Here is a 21,584-nt window from a genome sequence, read left to right as displayed (position 1 = left end):
CGATGACAGAGCCCGCCTACCTCGCCCTGCCCGACCTCGCCTCCCGCGAGTTGGCCGGCAGCGTCGTCTACGCCGACGACGAGTTCTTCGCCGAGAAGGAGAACCTGATCCTGGCCTCCGAGCCGGTGTTCGACCCAGCCCTGTTCGGACACAAGGGCAAGGTCTACGACGGCTGGGAGACACGCCGGCGGCGCTCGCCCGGGCAGGACGCCGCGATAGTCCGCCTCGGGGTGCCGGGCGTGGTGCGCGGGGTCGTGGTGGACACCGCCTTCTTCCGCGGCAACTACCCCCCGCAGGTCGCCGTTGACGGCGCGTGGATCGACGGTTACCCCGGGGTCGACGACCTCGCGGGTGCCCATTGGCGGCCGCTGGTCCCTGAGGCGGACGCGGCGGGAGACACCCGCAATCACTTCGCGGTCCCCGACGCCGCACCGGTGACCCATGTGCGTCTGCGGATGATCCCCGACGGCGGTGTCGCAAGACTGAGGGTCCACGGTGACCCCACCCCTGACCCCGCGTTCCTGCGGGGAACCGTCGACCTCGCCGCCGCCGAGAACGGCGGTCGGGTGATCGACTGCTCGGACCTGTTCTACTCCTCGCCGGCCAACATCATCGCCCCCGGCCGTTCTCGCATCATGGGCGAGGGCTGGGAGAACTCCCGGCGGCGCGGAGGAGGAAATGACCACGTGACCGTGGCGCTCGCGGGCGAGGGGTCGGTCGACCACGTGGAGATCGACACCTCCTACTACATCGGTAACGCGCCGGGGTCGGCGTCGCTTCGTGGGATCGCCCGGGCAGAGGATCTGGACCACCCCGACCGGTGGGTGGACCTCGTCCCGCGTACGCCCCTCCAACCGGACTGCCGTCACCGCTTTCTGGTGGGACAGCCGGGCCATCCGGTGGGTCCGGTGCGGTTCGTCCGGCTGGACGTGTTCCCCGACGGCGGTATCGCCCGCCTGCGCGTCCACGGCACGCTGAGCCCCGAGGCCCTCGACCAGCTCGCCGCGCGGGTCGCCCGGGCACGGCACACCGGGCTCATGCGCCCGTAACACAGGCGAAAAACCACGCTGCCAGACTCGGGTTCGACACCACGATGGTGCGGTCGGCCCCGCCGATCCGACCGTCGCGTCCCACGGCGCGGCGGTCGAGTCATCAGTCAGGCATCGCCGTGGTGTCCGCCCGGGCGCAGGACCCGGGTGGGCCCGCGGCATGGACCCGGGCCCGCTGAACCCAGGAGTTCCTCCGCCATGACCGCCGTGACCTCCGACGCCGTAGCCTCCGCCCCCGACACCGACACCGACACCGACACCGTGACAGGGGCCCAGGACTCCCGGCGCCTTCCCGACGCAGAGGAGCGCCTCGCGGCCCTCCGGGCCCGTGTTCACGAGGACATCGCCGCCACCAGCCATTCCCGCGACTGGATCCCTCGCGATCCGGGGTCCAGCGAACTCGACGTCCTGGTGGTCGGCGGGGGGCAGGCCGGCCTGGGCACCGCGTTCGCGCTGCAACGCCAACGGATTGACCGCGTCCTGGTGGTGGACGACGGTCCGGAGCAGCAGGTGGGGTGCTGGGGCCGCTACGCCCGTATGCACACCCTGCGCAGCCCCAAACACATGAGGGGAATCGAGTTCGACGTCCCCTCCCTGCACGTCCGGCGCTGGTTCGAGGCCGTGTACGGCGAGGCCGCGTGGGCCGCCGTCGAGCTTGTCCCCCGGCTCGACTGGAACGACTACCTGCGGTGGTACCGGGAGGTCACCGGCGTCCGGGTCCGGCATCAGACCCGCGTCACGGCAATCCACCGGCCCACAACCCCGGACGGGCCCTTCTCCGTGGAGCTGAGTGGCCCGGGAGGGAATGAGACCACGGTTACCGCCAGGCGCGTTGTCTGCGCGCTCGGACTCGCAGGCGGGGGCGGGGTGCGCGTGCCCGACCTCATCTCGACCTCGCTGCCCCGCGAGCGCTGGTTCCACACGGAGGACCCGATCGACTTCGCCGCGCTGCGGGGTCTGCGGGTAGCGGTATTGGGCGGCGGCGCATCCGGGTTCGACAACGCGGCCACCGCTCTCGACCACGGCGCCGTCCGGGCGCACGTCTTCGTGCGACGGGAGACCCTCCCGGCGTCCAACCCGCTGCGGTGGATGGAATTCCCGGGCATGCAGGAACGCTTCTATGACCTCGACGACGACGCCAAGTGGGAGTTCGGCGTGATGTCCGGTGGCCTCCCGCAGCCGCCCACCCAGCACTCGGTGTGGCGCTGCTTCGCCCACTCCCGCTTCGCACTGCACACCGGTTGCGGGTGGAACGCGGTGTCGATGGTCTCCACCGACGCCGGGGGGCAGGAGATCGCGATCGACACCGACAGGGGGCGGTTCCACGCCGACGTGGTCCTGGCCGCGACCGGATACACGGTGGACCTGCGGTTGCGTCCGGAACTCGTCGAGTTCGTCGACGACATCGCGCTGTGGTCCGACCGTCACCCGCCCGCGGTGGACCACCCGGCAGGCCTGAGTCCCTATCTGGGTCCCGGGTTCGAGTTCACCGAGCGAGACCCGGGCACCGCCCCGTGGCTCTCCCGGTTGCACCATTTCTCGACCGGCGCCCGCGCGTCCATGGGCGTGACCGGGAACCAGCTCTCCGGCATCTACGGCGGTATCGGGCGGATCGCCTCGACGATCACCACCGCGATCACCCGGGAGAACTGGGGCCGACTCGCCGGGGACTTCGCATCCTTCGAGCACATCGAGGTCCGCTCCGTCGGCCCGCACGACGCATCCGACGGGTGGTATCCGACGAGCTCGCGGTTCTGACCGCGCGAGTGTCGCTGCGCTCATCAGACTGCGCTCATCAGAACGGGGGCTCGTCCTCAGGCCCCGTGGTCGAGGGCGCCGAGGGTTCCACCGGACCGGGCGGTGGAGCGTGTCGCCGGCGTCGCGCCTGCGCGCGGAGAGTGTGTCGTTCGGCATCACGCCGGTGCCACAGGTGCGGACGTCTCCGGGATTCCGCACATCCGCTGCCGGTCGCGCCTGCCTCGGCGGCCTCCTGCTGACGCCGGCTCGCCTCGGGTCGTCGGGGAGCGGCGTGGTCTGAGAGAGGGCCCGTGGGATACGTCGTGATACGGGTTCCGGGGTCTCTGTCCGGATGGTGGGGACCGTGGATCCACACATAGGAACCGTCGGTGTCCCGGTAGTAGGCCCACACTCCGTCGGTCTTGAGCCTGTGGTGGAAACGGCAGAGGCTCCCGAGGTCGTCACAGGTCGTGTGCCCGCCGCGTTCGGGAAGGTCATGGTCAAAGGGGATGATGTGGTCGAGGTCGGACTTCTCGGCCGGTGTCTGGCAACCGGGGAACACACAGGTGCCGTCGCGTCCACGGCAGAAGTGGGCCAGGGCCTCGGACGGGGCGTGGCGTCGGGCGGCGGCGGTATCGGGATCCGAGAGTTCGGAGAGCTCGTGGACGCGGTGGCTGACTTCGCGCTGCAGTTCGTCGGCGGTGTGCCCGGAGATCGGACCGTATCCGGCGAGGGAGATCCCACGGTTGAGCGGGCTGCCGTCGTCGTAGGCGTGGAGGACCACCCGACGCGCCGCGGACCGGGCCTCCGGGTCGCCGGGGTGTTCTCCTCGCGGGTCGGGCAGGCAACTCCACCCACGGCTGAGCGCGAGCAATCCGGCCGCTCGGAGTTGGCCGAGCGTTCGCGGATCGCCCACCGGTGCGGTGCGGGCGAGCTCCTCCACACGGTCCGCGATCTCCAGTGCGTCCTCGGCGGTGAGCGTGGCCGTGATGATCGCCCGGTCGTCGCGGATGGGCACCAGTTCCACGTCCTGACCGCGACGGGACTGTTCGGCGCGGGCGTCAGCACCCAGCGGATCGCAGGCGGAGATGGTCTTGAGGAGCATCTTGCGAAGCGGCCCCAGCCGCGGCGGGTGGGTCCGGCGCCTGGTGGGAGCCAGCCCCTCGCTGATACGGCGGTCTACGTCGGGCATGAGGTGATCGGCCACCAGGGCTGTCTCCTCGGCGATGGTGTGGGCGGCGAGGATCCCTATCCATCCCGTCGCCAGGAGCGCCGCGGTGCGTGGAAGTCGCTCGGTCAGCTCGACCGCGGTGGTCACCAGGCGGGATGCCCCGTGACGGGAGAGCGCCATGGAGGCGCCGATCATCGTGGCCGCCGCCTCCCACGGGTCGCGGTGGAGGGCGTCCTCGGTGGCGAACCCGTCGGTGGCCGACCGGACACAATCGTAGGCGTAGGCGACGGTCCGCCCCTCGGCCGCGTAGATCGTTCGTTGGGTGAGGTAGCCGCGTTGCTGACCGGGGTCCCACCGGGCGAACGCCTCGGGTACCAGCACGGGCAGTGCCGGCCCCGTCGTAGCGGTGAATCCGGGAGGTGGCACCAGTGTGTCGGGAGGGTCGGCGTTGTCACGTGGCGCGGTGGTGTTTCGTGGCGCGGCGGTGTCTCGTGGCGCGGCGGTGTCTCGTGACGCGGTGTGGTCACGTGTCGCAGTGTCGTCGGACGGGTGAGGTGGAGGCGAGGTCATGATTCGATCGTATGTTCGAGGTACGACATGCTGTCCTGGCGGAGTGGCCGGCCCTCCTGACCTGCGGTGCCCTGCTCGGCCCCCGCAGGGCACCGCAGGTCAGAAGGGTGCTGGGTCCGCGAAGGAGGGGGGCGGGATGGGGCAGAGGGGGGTTCGAGGGGTGGCTGCCGACATCCAGCGGCGGGCGACGGGTGGTCCGACGCCTCAGCCCGGCCGCACCACGATCAGGCACGCCGTGCCGCCCTCGGGCACGTACCAGCGGTGGGGGAGTGTCCCGTCGTACCGCGCCACGTCCCCCGGCTCGAGCCTGCTGAGTGATCCGCCCACCTCGAGCAGGACGGTGCCACGGGTGACGTAGATCCATTCGCGACCGGGGTGTTCGAAGAACCGTCCCGGGACGTGATTGGTCTCCACGAACTCGAGGAACTGCGTGTCGTTCGGCCCGCCCGGCAGTAGTCGGGTGTGGCCCCCGACCGTGCCCTCCGCGCGGGTGAGGATGGCGCCCTCCGACGCGCGACGAATGTCGACCTGAGTGGACGTCACGCCGCCGGCGGTCGTCGCCGCGTCGGCTGCGGTCGTCGCTGCGTCGGCAGTCGTCCCGTCGCCGCCCGATGCTGCCGGGCCGGTCGTCGTGGGGCGTCCTGGTGGCTGGTCGACGGCGTCGACCGCTTCCAGCAGGTGCGCCTGGGTGGTGCCCAGCGCGTGCGCGAGACCCTCGAGGGTCGACATGCTCGGGGCGGCTTTACCTCGCTCGATCTGGCTGAGGAAGGGTTGGGAGATGCCGGCCTGACCCGCCACCTCCACGAGGGTCAGGCCCAGCTGCTGGCGGTGGTGCCGGATGCGGGAACCCAGGCGCGTCAGTCCGTCTTCGCGAAGTCCCGACACCGGTGCCTCCCGTTCTCCGTGAGCGCTCTGCGAGCGGTTACAGGCCAGATCCGGCGGGGTAATCCGGCCGAAACACCCGCCCGTGACACTGATCTGTATTGACGAGGTCAATATCCCGCGTCCTGATCGAAAGCGCAAGGACACCATACCGACCCGGTCGGGGCCGGTCCGGCAGAGCAGGAGAACCCAGTCAGTGGACACACTCACACGCCAGCGTGGTGACGGGGCGCCGAGCCGCGGCACCCCTGATGCGAGGCCGGACGGCCCCGCCGCGAGGGCTCATACCGCAGCCCCGAGGCAGGTCGACCGGATCACCGGGGTCGGGTTGCCCGACGGCCGGGTGGTCGATGTGGACATCGAGGGTGGTGTGGTCGTCGCCGTCACCGAGGTGGGCGGCGCCGGCCTCCCGGACCTCGCGAACCCGGGCCCGGCGGTGATCGACGGTCGCGGTTATCTGGCACTGACGGCGCCGGCGGAACCCCACGCGCACCTGGACAAGGCCCTGAGCTGGGGCGCGACCAGACCGCCGGGGTGCGACCTCGGTGCGGCGATCGACGCCTGGCGGGCCTTCTCCGCCACCGTCGACGAGGACGAGATCCACGAGCGGGCGCTGGCGGCGGCCCGCCGACTGGTCGCCAGTGGCACCACGGCGGTACGCACCCACGTCGACCTCCATGACGACGGTGACCCCCTGCGCGGGATCCGGGCGCTGGTCCGGGTGCGTGGCGAGCTCGCGGACCAGGTGGACCTGCAGATCGCCGCGATGGTGGGCGACGAGGATCCCGCCGACCGCGTCCGCGCGGCCCTCGAGGCCGGGGCCGACCTCATCGGCGGCGCCCCCCACATCGCCCCGGACAGTGTCGCCGAGACGCACCGACTGATCGATCTGGCCGAGGAACTGGGAGTGGGTGTGGACCTGCACGTCAACGAGTTCCTCGACGGCGACCACGCGATGCTCACGACCTTCACCGACCGGGTCGCCTCGTGGGAGCCCGGTCGCATCCGGACCGCCGGCCACTGCTGCCGGATCGGCGCGATGGACGCCCTCGGCCAGGCATCGGCCGCAGAGGCGCTGTGCGAGGCGGGGGTAGGGGTGGTGACCCTGCCCATCACGAACCTCTACCTGCAGGGGCGGGCGGAGTGCACGTCCACGCCCCGCGGACTGCCTCCGGTGCAGGGGTTGCTGGACGGCGGCGTCACCGTGGGTGCGGGTGCGGACAACGTGCGCGACCCGTTCAACCCGGTCGGCCGGTCCGACGCGGTGGAGACCGCGATGCTGCTCGTCGTCGCCGCCCATCTGGACATGGACACCGCATGGCACCTGGTCACCGACGGCGCCCGCGAGGTCATGGGCCTGCCGCCCGCCGGCCCCGTTCCCGGCCATCGCGCGGATCTGCTGCTCGTGCGCGCGGGCGGGCTCGATGACGTGATCGCCGACGCCCCCGTGGACCGGATCGTGCTGCGCGCGGGCCGCGTCGTGTCCGCGACGGCGTCCGTCGTCGTCGACCCCTTTCTCACCCAGGCCCACTCTCCCGACCTCCAGGAGGCACCATGACGACCCCATCCCGCCCCGTCCTGCGGCCGGGTGCCGAGATCCTCGGTTTCTCCGACGTCGGCGTGACCTACCCCAACGGCACCCGCGCGCTCGAGGGCGTGGATCTGCGCGTGGGGGCCGGTGAGTTCGTCAGCGTGGTGGGGCCCTCGGGCTGCGGCAAGTCCACGCTCCTCGGCCTGGCCTCGGGCCTCGCGCAGCACACCGACGGCTACATGCAGACCGGCACCGACCGCGTGGGGTACGTCTTCCAGGACGCCACGCTGTTGCCGTGGCGGACCGTCGCCCAGAACGTCGAGATGCTGGCCGAGCTCGACGGGGTCGGCAAGGCCGAACGGCGTCGTCGGGCGCAGGAGGCGATCGACCTCGTGGGGCTGTCCGGCTTCGAGCAGTCCCTGCCGCGCGAGCTGTCCGGCGGCATGAAGATGCGGGTGTCGTTGGCGCGCTCGCTGACGCTCGAGCCGGAGCTGTTCCTGTTCGACGAGCCGTTCGGCGCGCTCGACGAGATCACGCGCCAACGACTCGGTGACGAGCTCCTGGGGTTGTTCGCCGCCAAGCGTTTCGCGGGCCTCTTCATCACCCACTCGGTGTCGGAGGCGGTGTACCTGTCCACCCGCGTGGTGGTGATGTCCGGCCGTCCCGGTCGCATCATCCACTCCGTCGAGGTGCCCTTCGACGTCCCCCGCGACCCCGAGGTCCGCTACTCGGCCGACTACATCAACCTCGTCGGCGAGGTTTCCCAGGCACTCGAGGAGGCACACTGATGGACAACACCACCACCGCCACGCCGGCTCTCCGGGCGGGTCGGGCCGCGCCCGGGTCGGACGCACTGGGTGAGGATCATGGTCCCCACGATGGGTCCGGGGACCCGGGGTCACAGTCGGCGACAACGACAACGACAACGACAACGACGACGAAGCGCGCGCGTCCGCGACTGTCCGCGGACGGCCCGCTGGTGCGCATCGGCGGGCCGCTCGTCGTGTTGGCCCTGGTCCTGGGGCTCTGGTACTTCATCAGCTACGTGGTCCTGGAACCCTCGCGCCGGTTCTTGATGCCCGCTCCCCACGTCGTCATCACCGAGGGGTTCATGGGACCCAACCTCCAGGCCATGCTCGACGCGCTGGGGCGGACCACGGTGGTGGCGCTGACCGGCCTGGCGATCGCGTTCGTGATCGGCGTGGTGTGGGCCATCATGATGAGCCAGGAGACGTGGGCGGAGCGCTCCCTGTTCCCCTACGCGGTGGTGCTGCAGTGCATCCCGATTCTCGCGCTGGTGCCGCTCATCGGGTTCTGGTTCGGATTCGGCTTCACCGCGCGGGTGTTCGTCTGCGTGCTCATCGCCCTGTTCCCGATCGTCTCCAACACCCTGTTCGGGCTCAAGTCCGTCGACCCGGGGCTACGGCGTCTCTTCCGGCTCCATCACGCCGGCCGGTTGACCGTACTGCGCAAGCTCGAGGCGCCGGCCGCGCTGCCCGCCCTGTTCGAGGGGCTGCGCGTCGCCGCCGGGCTGTCGGTGGTGGGCGCGATCGTCGGGGACTTCTTCTTCAAGCAGGGCGACCCCGGAATCGGCATCCTCATCGACACCTACCGGGCCCGGTTGCAGTCCCCCGAGCTGTTCGCCTCCATCCTGCTGGCCTCGCTGCTCGGCGTGGCCGTGTTCCTGGCCTTCGGGCTGCTCTCCCGCAAGGTGGTGGGCCGGTGGTACAACGCCGAGGACCAGCGGTGACGGCCGCCGTTCCCTGAGTCGGATCCCTGGACTAACCCACAGCCGTGCATTAACCCACATCTGCCCGAGCGGCAACACAACCGAAACGAAGCATCGCTTCACTGTAGATATTGATCACGTCAATACGGGAGACCGGATCCGGTCCCCGGGAGGAGACCCCCATGCGCCGCACCCACACCACCAGGACCGTGCTCTCCGTCGCCGCCCTGTGCACCCTCGGAGCCGCCACTCTCACCGCCTGCGGTGGTGGCGACTCCGAGACCGAGGCCGCGTCCGGCTACACCGGTGAGATCGGTGCCGTGGACCTCAGCGCGAGCTGCCCCGCCACCGTGGTGGTCCAGACCGACTGGAACCCGGAGGCCGAACACGGACACCTGTACGAACTCCTGGGACCGGATCCCACGATCGACGCCGCGGCCAAGGCGGTCTCGGGTCCGCTGTTCGCCTCCGGGGAGTACACCGGTGTGGACGTGGAGATCCGTACCGGCGGACCGGCAATCGGGTTCCAGCAGGTGACCGCGCAGATGTACCAGGACACCGACATCATGCTCGGGTACGTGGACTCGGACCAGGCCGTGCAGAACTCCCTCAACAACCCGACGATCGGGGTGTTCGCCCCGCTCGACATCAACCCGCAGATGATCATGTGGGACCCGGAGACCTACCCCGATGTGGCGCGGATCGCCGACCTCAAGGACGAGGACACCCGTGTCCTGTATTTCGAGGGCAACGCGTACATGGACTACCTCACCGGGGAGGGGATCCTGGACCCCGCGCAGGTCGACGGCAGCTACGACGGCTCGCCGTCCAACTTCGTCGCGGCGGGCGGAACGGTCGCCCAGCAGGGCTACGCCAGCGCCGAGCCGTTCATCTACGAGAACGAGGTCGCCGAGTGGGGCAAGCCCGTGGCCTACGAGCTGCTCCACGACACCGGATACCCGATCTACAAGTCCATGATGGCGGTGCGCTCGGCAGAGCTCGAGGACAACGCCGCGTGCCTCGAGCAGCTGGTGCCGGTCCTGCAGCAGGCCGAGGTCGACTACTTCGCCGACCCCGCCCGCACCAACGAGGTGATCGTCGACGCCGTCGAGCAGTTCAACACCGGGTGGGTCTACAGCGACGAGCTGGCCGACTTCGCCGTCGAGGCCATGCTCGACCGGGAGATCGTCGGCAACGGCCCCGACTCGACGATCGGGAACTTCGACGAAGACCGACTCGCCGACATCGTCGACCTCGTCTCGGGCATCTACGAGGCCGCCGACGTCTCGATCGCCGAGGACGTCACCCCGGAGACCATCGCGACCAACCGGTTCATCGACCCGGCCATCGGGATGACCCGGTGAGCGAGACCCAGACGGCGACGCAGCCGGCCGCCACGGCCCCGGACGTGGGCGGACTCGTGGAGGACCTGACCGCGCTGCTCGGCCCGGATCTCGTCCTCACCGACGACCGCAGTCTCGACAAGGCCTCGCAGGACGGCTCCTACCTGAGCCCCATCCTGCGTGCGCAGTGGCCCATCGGGCGGCCCGAGGTGGTCGTGCGGCCCACGAGCGTCGAGCAGGTCCCCGCCGTCGTCCGGGCCGCGGTCAGGCGCGGTGTCCCCATCACCTCTCGGGGCAAGGGCACCGGGAACTACGGGCAGGTGGTCCCGCTCCACGGAGGGCTGGTGCTGGACCTGACCGCCCTGCGGGGCATCGACCACGTGGACCCGGAGGCCGGGACGGTCACCGCGGAGGCCGGCGTGCGCATGATGAGCCTGGAGAAACGCCTCGCGCGGGACGGCTCGCAACTGTGGATGTATCCCTCGACCGTGCAGTCCACCCTGGGGGGATTCCTCGCCGGGGGGTCCGCCGGAACGGGAACGATCGTCCACGGCCGCAACCACGAGGGGTTCGTCGAGGCGCTCGACGTGGTCTACGCCCACCCCGATGCCGAGATCGTGCATCTGGAGGGCGACGACGCGCAGCCGTTCGTGCACACCTACGGGGTCGCGGGGATCATCGTGCGCGCCACCGTGCGGATCGAACCCCTGCAGGACTGGCGGTGCGTCTACGCCAGCTTCGACGATCACCACGACGCCTTCTCCGTGGTCCCCCGGATCCACCGGGTCGACCCCGCCCCGCGGCTGTGTTCGGCGGACGGCGCCCACGTGGCCGGGTGCCTGCCGCCCGACGAGGCCATCCCACCCGGCCGGGCCAGTCTGCGGGCGATCGTCGACGCCTCGGTCGTCGAGCGGGTGAGCGCCCTGGTCACCGAGGCCGGGGGAGTGGTGGAGGCGGTCCGCTCAGGGGTCAACGAGTCCATCAAGGTCTCGACCCTGTCCTACAACCACCCCACCCACTGGCTGCAGAAGGCGGAGCCGGACACGTGGTTCCACATGGAATGCCAGGGCGACGCGCTGGTGGAGCGGCTGGACGAGGTCGAGGCCGTCTACCCGGGCGGGACCCTGCACCTCGAGGCCGGCCACGGGCGGATGTTCGGCATGCTCAACGGGCACTACACCGACCCGGACGCCGCCTACGCGGGCGTGCCCGTCCTGGAGGAGCTGGGTGTGAAGGTGCACTCCCCGCACCAGTACCGCGTGGACCACGGCACCGAGGAGGTGCGGGCACTCGCGGCCCGGACGGACCCCTACGGCCTGCTCAATCCCGGGCGGTGGGGGGCGTGATCGGGCCCGCGAGGCGCTACGCGGACCTCAGTACGGTCGAGGCTGCGGACGTGGGCCGGGGCGATCCCGTGGCGGTCATCCCCGCCGGTGCGATCGAGCCCCACGGCCCCCACCTCCCCCTGGCCACCGACCTCATCGTGGCCGAGGCGGTGGCTTCCCGCGCGGTCGAGGAGGCAGCCGGGGTCGACGCCTGGCTCATGCCCGCGCTCGGTTACACCAAGAGCGACGAACACTCCTCGTTCCCCGGGGCGATGTGGATCACCGCGGACACGCTGCTGTCCCAGGTGCGGGAGCTCGGCTCGGCGCTGCGTGCCAGCGGGTTCCGCCGCGTGCTCTTTGTCAACTGCCACGGCGGCAACTCCGCCCTGTTGGAGGTGGCACTGCGGGAACTGCGCCGGCGCAGCGGTCTGCAGACCTTCCTCTACGCCGGTAAAGCCATGCCGGGGCCCAGTGAACTCGGGATGGGGATCCACGCCGGGTGGGCCGAGACGTCCATGATGCTCCACCTGCGCCCGGACCTCGTCGACATGTCCGTGGCCGAGGCCAGGGTCCCGACCGCATTGGCCGGCTGCCGGCACATCGGCTTCACCGGCCCCGTGAAGTTCGGCTGGCTGGCCGACGACCTGTCCGACACCGGCGTGATCGGCGACCCCACCGGAGCCGACCCCGACACCGGGGCCCGGCTGGTGGCCGATCACGTGGCCACCGTGGTCGGTGCGCTTGGGGAGATCGCCGCCTTCGACCCCGCCCGCTTCGACCCCGCCCGCGGGATCCCGGACGCTGTCCCCGCCGCGGCGGGAGCCGCACGATGACCGCCGCCGAACTGCCCGGTACCCGGGCGGATGAGATCCTGCCGGAACCGGGGGAGGACCCGCTGGCCGCGATGGTGGCCTGGCTCGCCGTCGACCCCCTCGACCCGCCCCTGGGGGTGCTGGCCACCGTCGACCCGGAGGGTACGCCGAGGTGCCGGCACCTCCTGATCTCCGGGGTGAGCGCCGAGGGACCGACCTTCCACACGGACTCGCGGTCCCAGAAGGTGGAGGACCTCGCCGCGAACCCCCGCGCGACCCTCGTCGTCCTCAGCGACGACCGGACCCGCCAGCTCACGATGACCGGCCCCGCGGCGCCCACCGACCCCGACGAGCAACTGCGCACCTATCGCGATCGGACGCCCTATCTCAAGCTCCTGGCCTGGACCAACAGCCCCGCCACGGCCGCTCTGCCCCCGGCCGGACGCCGCCGGGTGTGGGCGGAGACCGTCACCCGGCGCGGGCCCACGCCCCACGACCCGCCCGACACGTGGACCGGTTACCGCCTGCGGCCCGACACGGTGACGTTCTGGCGGGGCGAGGCCGACGCCCCCTCCCACCGGCGACGGTTCCACCTGCGTTCCGGCGGGTGGCTGGCCGAGGACCTCCCGGGCTGAGGACGTCGCCCCGACCCCCAGTTTCCCGCCGACCCCAGTACCCCGCCGCCCCCCGACGAGAGACACCCCATGATCACCTTCACCGACGCACTCGTCATCCCCGTCACGGCCGACGACCCCCGGTGGTTCCACGGCTGGGTCCACGTCGACGACGACGGGGTGATCGCCGCGCTGGGCCCCGGTGATCCGCCACCCGGTCTGCCCGGAACCGTCCACGATCTGGGCGGGTCAATCCTCGCGCCCGGGTTCGTCTCCGCGCACAGCCACCTGTTCACCGCCGGCATGCGCGGCATCGCCCCCGACGACACGCTCTACGGCTGGGTCTCGCGAATGGGCGAGATGATGGTCGGGGCGGAGTCCGAGGACCTGTACTGGTTCACCCTCGCCGGCTGCCTGGACTTCCTGCGCAACGGAGTGACCAGCGCCTACAACTTCACGCAGAGCCGGGTGGTGGCGGTGTTCGACCACGCCACCTCGACCCTGGTGGCCGAGCGGGTCCACGACGTCGACTTCCTCACCCGACAGATCGACGCGCAGGCCGACTCCGGGCTCCGGTGCGTCACCTCGACCCGCCTGGACGACGAGCAGCTGCCCGAGGCGGAGTGCTTCGAGGCGTTCGCCCACGTCACCGAGCACCGCCTGCGCACGGTTCCCCGGGACCTGGACCTCGGCGGTTCGGTGTTCGGGTCGGTGCAGTGGTCGTCGTCGCCCGTCACCGCCGACCGCGAACGCGAGACGATGTCCCGCCACGGGGTCGGGAACCAGGCCCACTTCGTGGAGACCGCCGAGCACCTCGAGGTGCAACGGGCCAAGTTCGACTGGTACGACCGCGCCGGGGTCCTAGGTCCCGACTTCGCCTTCGGCCACTTCGTCCACCCCACCGAGGACATGGTGCGCCGCGTGGCGGAGACGGACTCGGCCGTGATCTGGCAGGCCACCTCCAACGGGCGGCTGGGCTCGGGCATCGCCGACGTCACCGGGTACCGCGAGGCGGGCATCCGGGTGGGGATGGGGCTGGACGACCAGTCCTGCACCGACGTCTCCGACCCGTTCCAGAACCTGCGCATCGGCCTCTACACCCAGCGGGCCGTGCACTCCGACGCCTCGATCCTGGCCGCGCACGAGGTGTTGCGGATGCACACCCTGGGGGGCGCACAGGCGCTCGGTCTATCCGACCGGATCGGCAGCATCGAGGTGGGCAAGCACGCCGACCTCCTGGTGGTGGACCCGACCTCCCCGGCCACGGGACCGATCTGGGACCCGGTGGCGACGTACGTGTTGGCCTGCTCCCTCCGGAACCTCACGCACGTGTACGTGGGTGGCCGGCTGGTGGCCGAGGGGGCCCGGAGCCTGCACCCGCTCGCGGAGGAGGCCGACGCCCAGCTCACCGAGCGCATGGTCCGCTCGGCGCGGGCGCGCGGATTCATCCCCGCGTTCACGCGCCCTGCTCCCGTGGGGACGCGCTCGTGACGGCGCAGGGCGGTGGCGCCGTCCTGATCGAGAACTGCGCGATCGCGACCGTGGACGACCGCGCCGCCGAGCATGCCAGCGGCCACGTCCTGCTGATCGGGGGCCGGATCACCGCGGTGGGGGCGGGGCCGTGCGATCCCGCACTCGTGCCCGACGGTGTGGACCGGGTCGACGGCACCGGCTGCCTGGCCACGCCGGGGCTCGTCAACACCCACCACCACCTGTACCAGTGGCTCACCCGCGGACTCGCGGCCGACGCCACGCTCTTCGAGTGGCTCACCGCCTCCTATCCGGTGTGGGCCGGCATCGACGCCGACGACGTCCGCACCGCCGCGCTCGGGGGCCTGGCGCACCTCGCCCTGGGCGGCTGCACCACCACCACCGACCACCACTACGTGGTACCCGCCGACGCGGGCGACGTGTTCGCCGCCGAGATCTCCGCCGCCGCCACGGTGGGACTGCGCTTCCACCCCAGTCGCGGGTCCATGGACCTGGGCCGCAGCGCCGGTGGGCTGCCGCCGGACTCGGTGGTGGAGGGCATCGACGCGATCCTGGCCGGCACGGCCGAGGTGATCGACCGGCACCACGACGCGACGCCGGGGTCGATGTGCCGGATCGCCGTGGCGCCCTGCTCGCCGTTCTCGGTGACCGGCGACCTGCTGCGCGCCAGCGCGGACCTGGCCCGCGAGCGGGGCGTGCGCCTGCACACCCACCTGGCCGAGACCGACGACGAGGAGGCGTTCTGCCGCGAACGGTTCGGCCGCACCCCCATGGAGTACATGGAGTCCGTCGGCTGGACCGGCCCCGACGTGTGGTTCGCCCACACCGTGCACCTGGACGACCCGGCGATCGCCGCGATGGCCTCCGGCGGCATGGCGGCCGCGCACTGCCCGGTGTCCAACGGCCGGCTCGGCGCCGGCATCGCCCGCGTGCCCGACATGCTCGCCGCGGGCGTGACCGTGGGGTTGGGCGTCGACGGCGCCGCGAGCAACGAGTCGGGCGTCCTGTGGGAGGAGATGCACCAGGCGCTGCTGCTGGCCCGCGCCACCCGCGGCCCCCGCGCCATGGACGTGCGCACCGCCCTGCGGATGGCCACGGCGGAGGGCGCGCGGACGCTGGGCCGCCAGGACGAGATCGGCCGACTCGCCCCGGGCTACCTGGCCGACGTCGCTCTGTGGCGCCTGGACACCCCCGCCCACGCCGGCATCGACGATCCGGTGGCCGCCCTGGTCCTGGGCTCCCGCCCGCCGATGGCCGGGGTGTGGGTGCACGGCAGGCGCGTCGTGGCCGACGGTCGGGTCCTCACCGTGGACACCGAGGCCGTGGCCCGGGACGTCGTGGCCGCCCGTCGCCGACTGCTGGCCAAGGCCGGATGAGGCCCGATGGACCTGCACACCGTCACCGAACTGCACCGGCCACGCACCCGCGACCAGGCTCATCAGGCACTGCTGGCCGGTGCGGCGCCCCTGGCCGGAGGGACCGCACTCCACGGCGAGGCGCACCTGCATCCCGCCGGCGCGGCGGCGCCACCCGGGGAGAACACACCGGCGCTGACCGGACTCGTGGACCTGCTCGACCTGGGCTGGCCCGACGTCGAGGAGCTCCCGGACGGCGGCCTGCGGGTGGCGGCGACCGCCTCGCTGCGAACCGTGCTCGACCACCCGCTCACCGCGGACCTGCGGCCGTTCCTGCACGACGCCTTCTCGTGCCTGCTGGCCTCGTGGAAGATCTGGGCCCGCGCGACCTGGGGAGGCAACCTCTGCGCCGCCCTGCCCGCCGGCGCCGGCACCGCTGCGGCCTGCACACTCGGGGCGACCGCGGAGATCTGGACCCCGGACGGTGGCACCCGCACGATCCCCGCCGCGGACGTGGTGACCGGACCGGGCCGGACCTCCCTGGCCCCGGGGGAGATCTTGCGAGCGCTGCGCATCCCCGCCGCGGCGGGTCGTGCGCGTTACGCCGTCCGGCGGCACTCGCTGGTGCCCAGCGGCCGCTCGGGATCACTGGTCACCGGCCGCCTGGACCCCGACGGGGCCTGCACGCTGGTCGTCACCGCCGCGGTGCCGGCCCCGCACGTCCTGGAGTGGGATGCCGCGCCCCCGCCCGAAGTCGCCGCGGCGGCAGTCCGCGATCTGCCCCACTGGTACGACGACCCCCAGGGCCACCCGAGGTGGCGCCGACACGTCGCGGGGATCGCGGCCCTCGCCGTCGTCGTCGACCTGTGTGGCGACCCCGGCGCCCAGCTCGGCACCCACCCCGGCACCCACCCCGGACAGGAGGACCCGTCATGAAGATCTCGGTCGACGGGAGCGACTACGCGCCCAGCCCGCGGCCCGGGCAGTGCCTGCGGACGCTGTTGCGCGAACTCGGCCAGGTCGCGGTCAAGAAGGGCTGCGACACCGGAGACTGCGGCGCCTGCACGGTGCTGGTCGATGGCGTGCCCACGCATTCCTGCGTCCTGCCCGCCCACCGGGCCGAGGGCGCCCACGTGCACACGGCCGCCGGGGTGCCCGACGAGGTCCCCGCGGCGTTCGCCCGCGCCGCGGGGTTCCAGTGCGGGTACTGCACGGCGGGGATGGTCACCACCGTCACCGGACTGGACCACGCCCCGTGCGCCCGCGACGGGGGCCCGGCCGCGCGGACCGCCGCGATGAAGGGCAACCTGTGCCGGTGCACCGGATACCGCGCGGTCGAGGACGCCCTCGACGGCGCCGCGAACACCTGCCCGGCCGGAGGGATCGGCCGTCCCGTCGCCGCGCCCGCCACCGAGCGCGTGGTGCGCGGAGCCGAACCCTTCACCCTGGACACCGAGCTCACCGGCTGCGCCCATCTGGCGGTGTTGCGCTCCCCGCACGCGCACGCCCGGATCGTGGAGATCGACGCCACCCGCGCGCTCGCCATGGACGGCGTGTTGGCCGTCCTGACCCACCACGACGACCCCGACGTGCTGTTCTCCACCGCCCGCCACCAGCGGCGCACCGACGACCCCGATGACACCCGTGTGCTGGACCCGGTGGTGCGCTACCACGGTCAACGTGTGGCCGCCGTGGTGGCCGAGACCCCCCAGCTCGCCCGCCTGGCCTGCGAGGAGATCAGCGTCCGGTACGAGGTGCTGCCGTCGGTGCTCGACCCCGAGGCCGCGCGGCGGCCCGGGGCGCCGGCCATCCACGGGGACAAGGGCTCCGCGTCCCGGATCGCCGACCCCGCGCGCAACGTGGTGGCGAGCTGGCGCGGTGAGGTGGGGGACGTCGACGCCGGGGTGGCCCGCGCCGCGCACGTGGTCACCGGGACCTGGAGCACCTCGCGGGTGCAGCACACGCACCTGGAGACGCACGCGGTGATCGTCCGCCACGTCGACGGCGGGCCCCGGTGCGGCGGCGCCCTCGACATCCGCTCGTCCACGCAGGTGCCGTTCCTCGTCCGGGACGAACTGGCGTGGATCTTCGGCCTGGAGCGGGACGACCTGCGCGTCCACGCCGCCCGGGTGGGCGGGGGATTCGGTGCCAAGCAGGAGATGATCGTCGAGGACCTGGCCGTGCTGGCCGCCCTGCGCACCGGGCGCGACGTGGTGTGGGAGTACACCCGCGCCGAGCAGTTCACCTCCGCCACGGTGCGGCACCCCTACCGGGTGACGGCGACGGTCGCGTGTGACGCCCGTGGCCGGCTCACCGCGCTCGACCTGGACGTCCTCTCCGACGCGGGCGCGTACGGCGGGCACTCGGCGGGCGTGATGTTCCACTCGATCACCGAATCGGTGGAGCTGTACCGCTGCCCGGCCAAGCGGGTGGCCGCCGAGGCCGTCTACACCACCACCGTCCCGTCCGGTGCCTTCCGCGGGTACGGACTCGGGGAGGTGGGGTTCGCGCTCGAGAGCGCGCTGGACGAGCTCGCCGAGGCGGCCGGGATCGATCCCGTCGAGCTGCGGCGGCGCAACGTGGTGCGCCCGGGTGACCGGTTGGTGAGCTCCGCGGGCGACGACGACGAGCTGGCCCTGTCCTCCTACGGACTCGACGACTGCCTGGACCTCGTCGCCGGAGCCCTGGAGTCGGGACGGGGGGAGTCGGCCCCGCCCGGGTGGTCCGAGGGGAGCGGGGTCGCGGTGTGCATGATCGCCACCAACCCGCCGGGGGGCCACCACGGCTCCGCCCGCGTGGAGATCGACGCCGACGGCACCGTGCACGCCTACGTGGGCACCGCCGAGTTCGGCAACGGCACCGCCACCGTGCACACGCAGATCGTGGCCGAGGTGCTCGCGGTCCCCTCCGACTCGGTGGTGCTGCACGCCTCGGACACCGCGCAGCTCACCCACGACACCGGCGCGTTCGGATCGGCCGGGACCGTGGTGGGCGGGCGCGCGCTGCACCGGGCCGCCACCCGAGTCGCGGACCTCCTGCGGGCCGGCGCGCACCTGCCCGTGTCCGCCGAGGGCTCCGCCGACGGGCTCGGGCGGCAGGCGGCCTTCACCGTCCAGGGGGTGCGCGTGGCCGTGTGCCCCGACACGGGCACGGTCCGGGTGCTGCAGAGCGTCCACGCCGTCGACGCCGGGCGGGTCCTCAACCCGCAGCAGTTGCGGGGCCAGGTGGAGGGCGGCGTCGCCCAGGCTCTGGGAGCGGCGCTGTACGAGCAGGTGATGCTCGACGACACCGGCGCGGTGGCCAACGCGACCCTGCGCCACTACCACCCGCCGCGCATGGGAGACGTGCCGCGCACCGAGGTGTTCTTCGCCGACACCGTCGAAACCGAGGGCGTGCTGGGCGCCAAGTCCATGTCCGAGGCGCCCTACTGCCCGGTCGCGGCGGCTGTCGGCATCGCGGTCCGGCGGGCCACGGGGGTGCGACAGGACTCCATCCCGCTGACACCGGACCGGGTGTGGATGCGCTCGTTCGCGCGGACGCCGATCGGGGTCGACGCATGAGCCCGCGGGTCCTGCGGGTCACGGGTGCCTCGGCAGTGTGGTCACCGGGGCGCGCGTCCACCGAGCCCACGACGCTCGAGTGCGTGGACGGGAGGATCGCGGGCGGCGCTGGTTCTGCTGGCGCTGACACCCACGACGCCGAGATCCTGGACGCCGCGGGCGGGGTGGTCACCCCGGGGCTGGTCAACGCGCACCATCATCTGCTGCAGAGCGCGTTTAGGACGCTGCCCGGCACGCGCGGTGTGGAGATGTCGGTCTGGCTCGCTCGGATGCGGCAGGCCTACGTCGACGCCCGCGTGGACCCGGATCTGGTGGGGCTCGCCGCCCGGGTGGCGCTGGCCGAGTCGCTGTTGTGCGGGGTCACCACCGTCGCCGATCACCACCTGACCTGGCCGCCCGGTGTGGACCCGGTGCAGATCGCGGGGGCCGCCTTCGACGCGGCGGGTGACGTGGGTGCCCGCCTGGCGTTCGTCCGCGGAACCGCGGGCTGCGACCCGGACGCGGCCGCCTCGTCGGTGGCGCAGATCCACGCCACGCACCTGCCCGGGGCGCGGGACGGGGTCACCGAGGATGGCATGCGGCAGCTCGCCGTGGGCCCGTCGGGGATCCACGCCGACGGACCCGCCACGTTCGGTGCCCTCGGCGAGGTCGCTCGGGACCTGGGCTTGCGTCGGCGCACGCAGGCCAACGAGCAGGTCGACGTGGTCCGCGCCGCCGAGCTGTACGGGCGGCGGCCCCTGGATCTGCTGGACGAGTGGGGCTGGCTCGCCCCCGACGTCACCCTGGCCCACCTGTGCGACATCACCGACTCCGAGGTGGCGCTCGTCGCGGGGTGCGGGGCCTCCGTCACCCACGCCCCGGCCTGCGACCTACCCATGGGGTGGGGCGTGGCCCCCGTCGCGCGGCTACTCGACGGTGGGGTGCGCGTCGGACTGGGCACCTCGGGCGGCGGGAGCAACGACGCCGGACATCTTCTCGCCGATGCCCGGCTGGCCATGCAGGTCGCCCCGCTGGCCGGGCGGCCGATGGACGCTCTCGAGGCGCTGACCATGGCCACCGCCGGTGGGGCGGACGGACTGGGCCGGACCGAGCTGGGCCGATTGACTCCGGGATCGGCGGCCGACCTGGTCGTGTGGGACGTCTCGGGCGTGGCGGACGCCGGTGTGGCCGACCCGGTCCCCGGCCTGCTGTGGGCCGATCCGGGCCGACGTCCCCGTCACGTGGTGGTGGGCGGAGTCGTGGTGGTGCGGGACTTCCAGCTGGTCCGGTGCGACGAGCGTGCCGTGGCCTCCGAGCTGCGCCGCGAGTGCGCACGGAGGGCGATCGGGCGGTGACCTGGGTTGCCCTGCGACCCCTGTGCAGGGCACTGCAGGCCAGAGCGTTGGCGAGGACCGCGGCTCAGGACCCGCGGTAGGTGCTGTAGCCGAAGGGCGACAGGATCAACGGCACGTGGTGGTGGGCGGCCGGATCGGTGACCTCGAAGCACACCACCGCCTCAGGGTAGAAGCTGCGGAGGCCTTTTGAGCGCTGGTAGGCGCCGGTATCTAAGTGCAGGCGGTACACCCCGGCGCCGATCTCGACCCCTCCCAGCTCGGGCGCCCGTCCGTCGTCGTCGGTGGTGCCGGTGGCCAGTACCGCGCCCGCGGCGTCGGTGAGCAGATACGCCAGTCCGGACGCGGGGGCCCCGGTGGACGTGTCCAGCGCGTGGGTGCTCAGGGACATCAGGTGCTCCTCACAGTGTGCCGGTGTCGAGCAGCCGGTCCAGTCGCAGGGCGTTGATCCTCGCGAGGTGGTCGCGGGTGCACGCGAGCTCCTCGGCCGGGTCGAGCGCGATCCTCCGGTCGAGCTCGTCCACGATCTCGCGCGCCGACAGCCCGGAGGCGCAGACGAGGAACGCGTGCCCGAAGTGCTCGGCGTGACGCCGCTGCCCGTCGGCCAGGCGCCGGGCCAGCTCGGCATCACCGGTCGCCGCCGCGCTCTGCTCGCGGGCCGAGGCGCCCCCGACCGGTGGGGAGCTCGCGGCCGCTCCCGGCCCGATCGGCGGGTGCGCGTCGACCGCGGACAGCACCTCGGTCTCGGTCTGCTCGGCGAGCACTCGTCGGGCCGCGGTGTGCAGGGCCGTGCGCGAGCGATACGGCCGGCCCCCGAGCACCGCCCGCGCCCACCCGGCCGAGCCCGAGAGCTCCGTCAGTGCGGGCAGAAGGTCCTCCGCGGGAGCGGTGTCGAAGTCGCGCATGGCGTCGTCGTCGGTCGCCGTCACCTCGGCGGTGTCCTGGGGCATGGGCTCATCATGGCAGTCGACGGGGGCAGGATCGCTGGCGACGCGGGAGTCGTAACGCGCTGTAACAATCGCGGCCGCCGGACCCGCCACCAGAGTCGTCGCCGGGTGCGCTGCCCTCTGACCTGCGGTGCCCT

General features: G+C 72.4%; 18 protein-coding genes. 14 read left to right on the top strand and 4 right to left on the bottom strand.

Annotation, left to right across the window (positions count from 1 at the left end; all coding sequences use genetic code 11):
- Window positions 1-2: 2 nt before the first annotated feature.
- Window positions 3-1,049, top strand: coding sequence for an allantoicase (gene alc / locus H483_RS34765; protein WP_017837992.1), 1,047 nt, complete (start codon window positions 3-5; stop codon window positions 1,047-1,049).
- Window positions 1,050-1,247: 198 nt separating this feature from the next.
- Window positions 1,248-2,807 (top strand): NAD(P)-binding domain-containing protein, encoded by a 1,560-nt coding sequence (locus H483_RS34760; RefSeq protein WP_017837991.1) that lies wholly within the window; start codon window positions 1,248-1,250, stop codon window positions 2,805-2,807.
- A gap of 37 nt (window positions 2,808-2,844) precedes the next feature.
- Here H483_RS34760 and H483_RS34755 read toward each other — a convergent pair whose 3' ends face one another.
- Both H483_RS34755 and H483_RS38260 read right to left on the bottom strand, forming a co-directional pair.
- Window positions 2,845-4,383, bottom strand: coding sequence for an HNH endonuclease signature motif containing protein (locus H483_RS34755; protein ID WP_238556359.1), 1,539 nt, complete (start codon window positions 4,381-4,383; stop codon window positions 2,845-2,847).
- 348 nt (window positions 4,384-4,731) lie between these two features.
- Window positions 4,732-5,412: a helix-turn-helix domain-containing protein gene (locus H483_RS38260; RefSeq protein WP_017837989.1), complete on the bottom strand. Its 681-nt coding sequence runs from the start codon at window positions 5,410-5,412 to the stop codon at window positions 4,732-4,734.
- 193 nt (window positions 5,413-5,605) lie between these two features.
- On the opposite strand from H483_RS38260, the gene H483_RS34745 reads away from it, so the two are divergent.
- From H483_RS34745 to H483_RS34690, 12 genes are all read left to right on the top strand, one after another.
- Window positions 5,606-6,967, top strand: a complete 1,362-nt coding sequence (locus tag H483_RS34745) for an amidohydrolase family protein (protein ID WP_017837988.1) — start codon at window positions 5,606-5,608, stop codon at window positions 6,965-6,967.
- Complete coding sequence (locus H483_RS34740) at window positions 6,964-7,728, top strand: ABC transporter ATP-binding protein (protein ID WP_017837987.1); 765 nt, start codon at window positions 6,964-6,966, stop codon at window positions 7,726-7,728. Before H483_RS34745 ends, H483_RS34740 begins: the two co-directional genes overlap by 4 nt.
- Window positions 7,728-8,690 (top strand): ABC transporter permease, encoded by a 963-nt coding sequence (locus H483_RS34735; protein WP_081615228.1) that lies wholly within the window; start codon window positions 7,728-7,730, stop codon window positions 8,688-8,690. The genes H483_RS34740 and H483_RS34735 overlap by 1 nt, the downstream gene beginning before the upstream one ends.
- A 161-nt stretch (window positions 8,691-8,851) precedes the next feature.
- Window positions 8,852-10,033 (top strand): hypothetical protein, encoded by a 1,182-nt coding sequence (locus H483_RS34730; protein ID WP_017837985.1) that lies wholly within the window; start codon window positions 8,852-8,854, stop codon window positions 10,031-10,033.
- Entirely contained in the window at window positions 10,030-11,358 is a 1,329-nt protein-coding gene (locus tag H483_RS34725; protein WP_017837984.1) for an FAD-binding oxidoreductase, read from the top strand. The genes H483_RS34730 and H483_RS34725 overlap by 4 nt, the downstream gene beginning before the upstream one ends.
- Window positions 11,346-12,170 (top strand): creatininase family protein, encoded by an 825-nt coding sequence (locus H483_RS34720; RefSeq protein ID WP_017837983.1) that lies wholly within the window; start codon window positions 11,346-11,348, stop codon window positions 12,168-12,170. The genes H483_RS34725 and H483_RS34720 overlap by 13 nt, the downstream gene beginning before the upstream one ends.
- Window positions 12,167-12,784, top strand: coding sequence for a pyridoxamine 5'-phosphate oxidase family protein (locus tag H483_RS34715; RefSeq protein WP_017837982.1), 618 nt, complete (start codon window positions 12,167-12,169; stop codon window positions 12,782-12,784). Before H483_RS34720 ends, H483_RS34715 begins: the two co-directional genes overlap by 4 nt.
- 69 nt (window positions 12,785-12,853) lie before the next feature.
- On the top strand, window positions 12,854-14,254 hold the full coding sequence (locus H483_RS34710; protein WP_017837981.1) for an amidohydrolase family protein: 1,401 nt from the start codon (window positions 12,854-12,856) through the stop codon (window positions 14,252-14,254).
- Complete coding sequence (locus tag H483_RS34705) at window positions 14,251-15,630, top strand: 8-oxoguanine deaminase (protein ID WP_017837980.1); 1,380 nt, start codon at window positions 14,251-14,253, stop codon at window positions 15,628-15,630. Before H483_RS34710 ends, H483_RS34705 begins: the two co-directional genes overlap by 4 nt.
- Before the next feature lie 6 nt (window positions 15,631-15,636).
- Window positions 15,637-16,545, top strand: coding sequence for an FAD binding domain-containing protein (locus H483_RS34700; protein WP_017837979.1), 909 nt, complete (start codon window positions 15,637-15,639; stop codon window positions 16,543-16,545).
- Window positions 16,542-19,169, top strand: a complete 2,628-nt coding sequence (locus tag H483_RS34695) for a molybdopterin cofactor-binding domain-containing protein (protein ID WP_017837978.1) — start codon at window positions 16,542-16,544, stop codon at window positions 19,167-19,169. The genes H483_RS34700 and H483_RS34695 overlap by 4 nt, the downstream gene beginning before the upstream one ends.
- Complete coding sequence (locus H483_RS34690) at window positions 19,166-20,503, top strand: amidohydrolase family protein (protein ID WP_052308391.1); 1,338 nt, start codon at window positions 19,166-19,168, stop codon at window positions 20,501-20,503. The genes H483_RS34695 and H483_RS34690 overlap by 4 nt, the downstream gene beginning before the upstream one ends.
- A gap of 64 nt (window positions 20,504-20,567) precedes the next feature.
- On the opposite strand, the gene uraH is transcribed toward H483_RS34690, so the two are convergent.
- Both uraH and H483_RS34680 read right to left on the bottom strand, forming a co-directional pair.
- Window positions 20,568-20,891, bottom strand: coding sequence for a hydroxyisourate hydrolase (gene uraH, locus H483_RS34685; protein ID WP_017837976.1), 324 nt, complete (start codon window positions 20,889-20,891; stop codon window positions 20,568-20,570).
- A 10-nt stretch (window positions 20,892-20,901) separates the two neighbouring features.
- Window positions 20,902-21,450 carry a 2-oxo-4-hydroxy-4-carboxy-5-ureidoimidazoline decarboxylase gene (locus tag H483_RS34680; RefSeq protein WP_017837975.1) on the bottom strand — a complete coding sequence of 183 codons (549 nt, stop codon included), beginning with the start codon at window positions 21,448-21,450 and terminating at the stop codon, window positions 20,902-20,904.
- Window positions 21,451-21,584: the final 134 nt, after the last annotated feature.

It is taken from the genome of Dietzia sp. UCD-THP, assembly GCF_000349585.1.
Lineage (GTDB): Bacteria > Actinomycetota > Actinomycetes > Mycobacteriales > Mycobacteriaceae > Dietzia > Dietzia natronolimnaea_A.
Note: the sequence above shows the minus strand (reverse complement) of the source record. Positions and strands in the feature narration are given on the sequence as shown.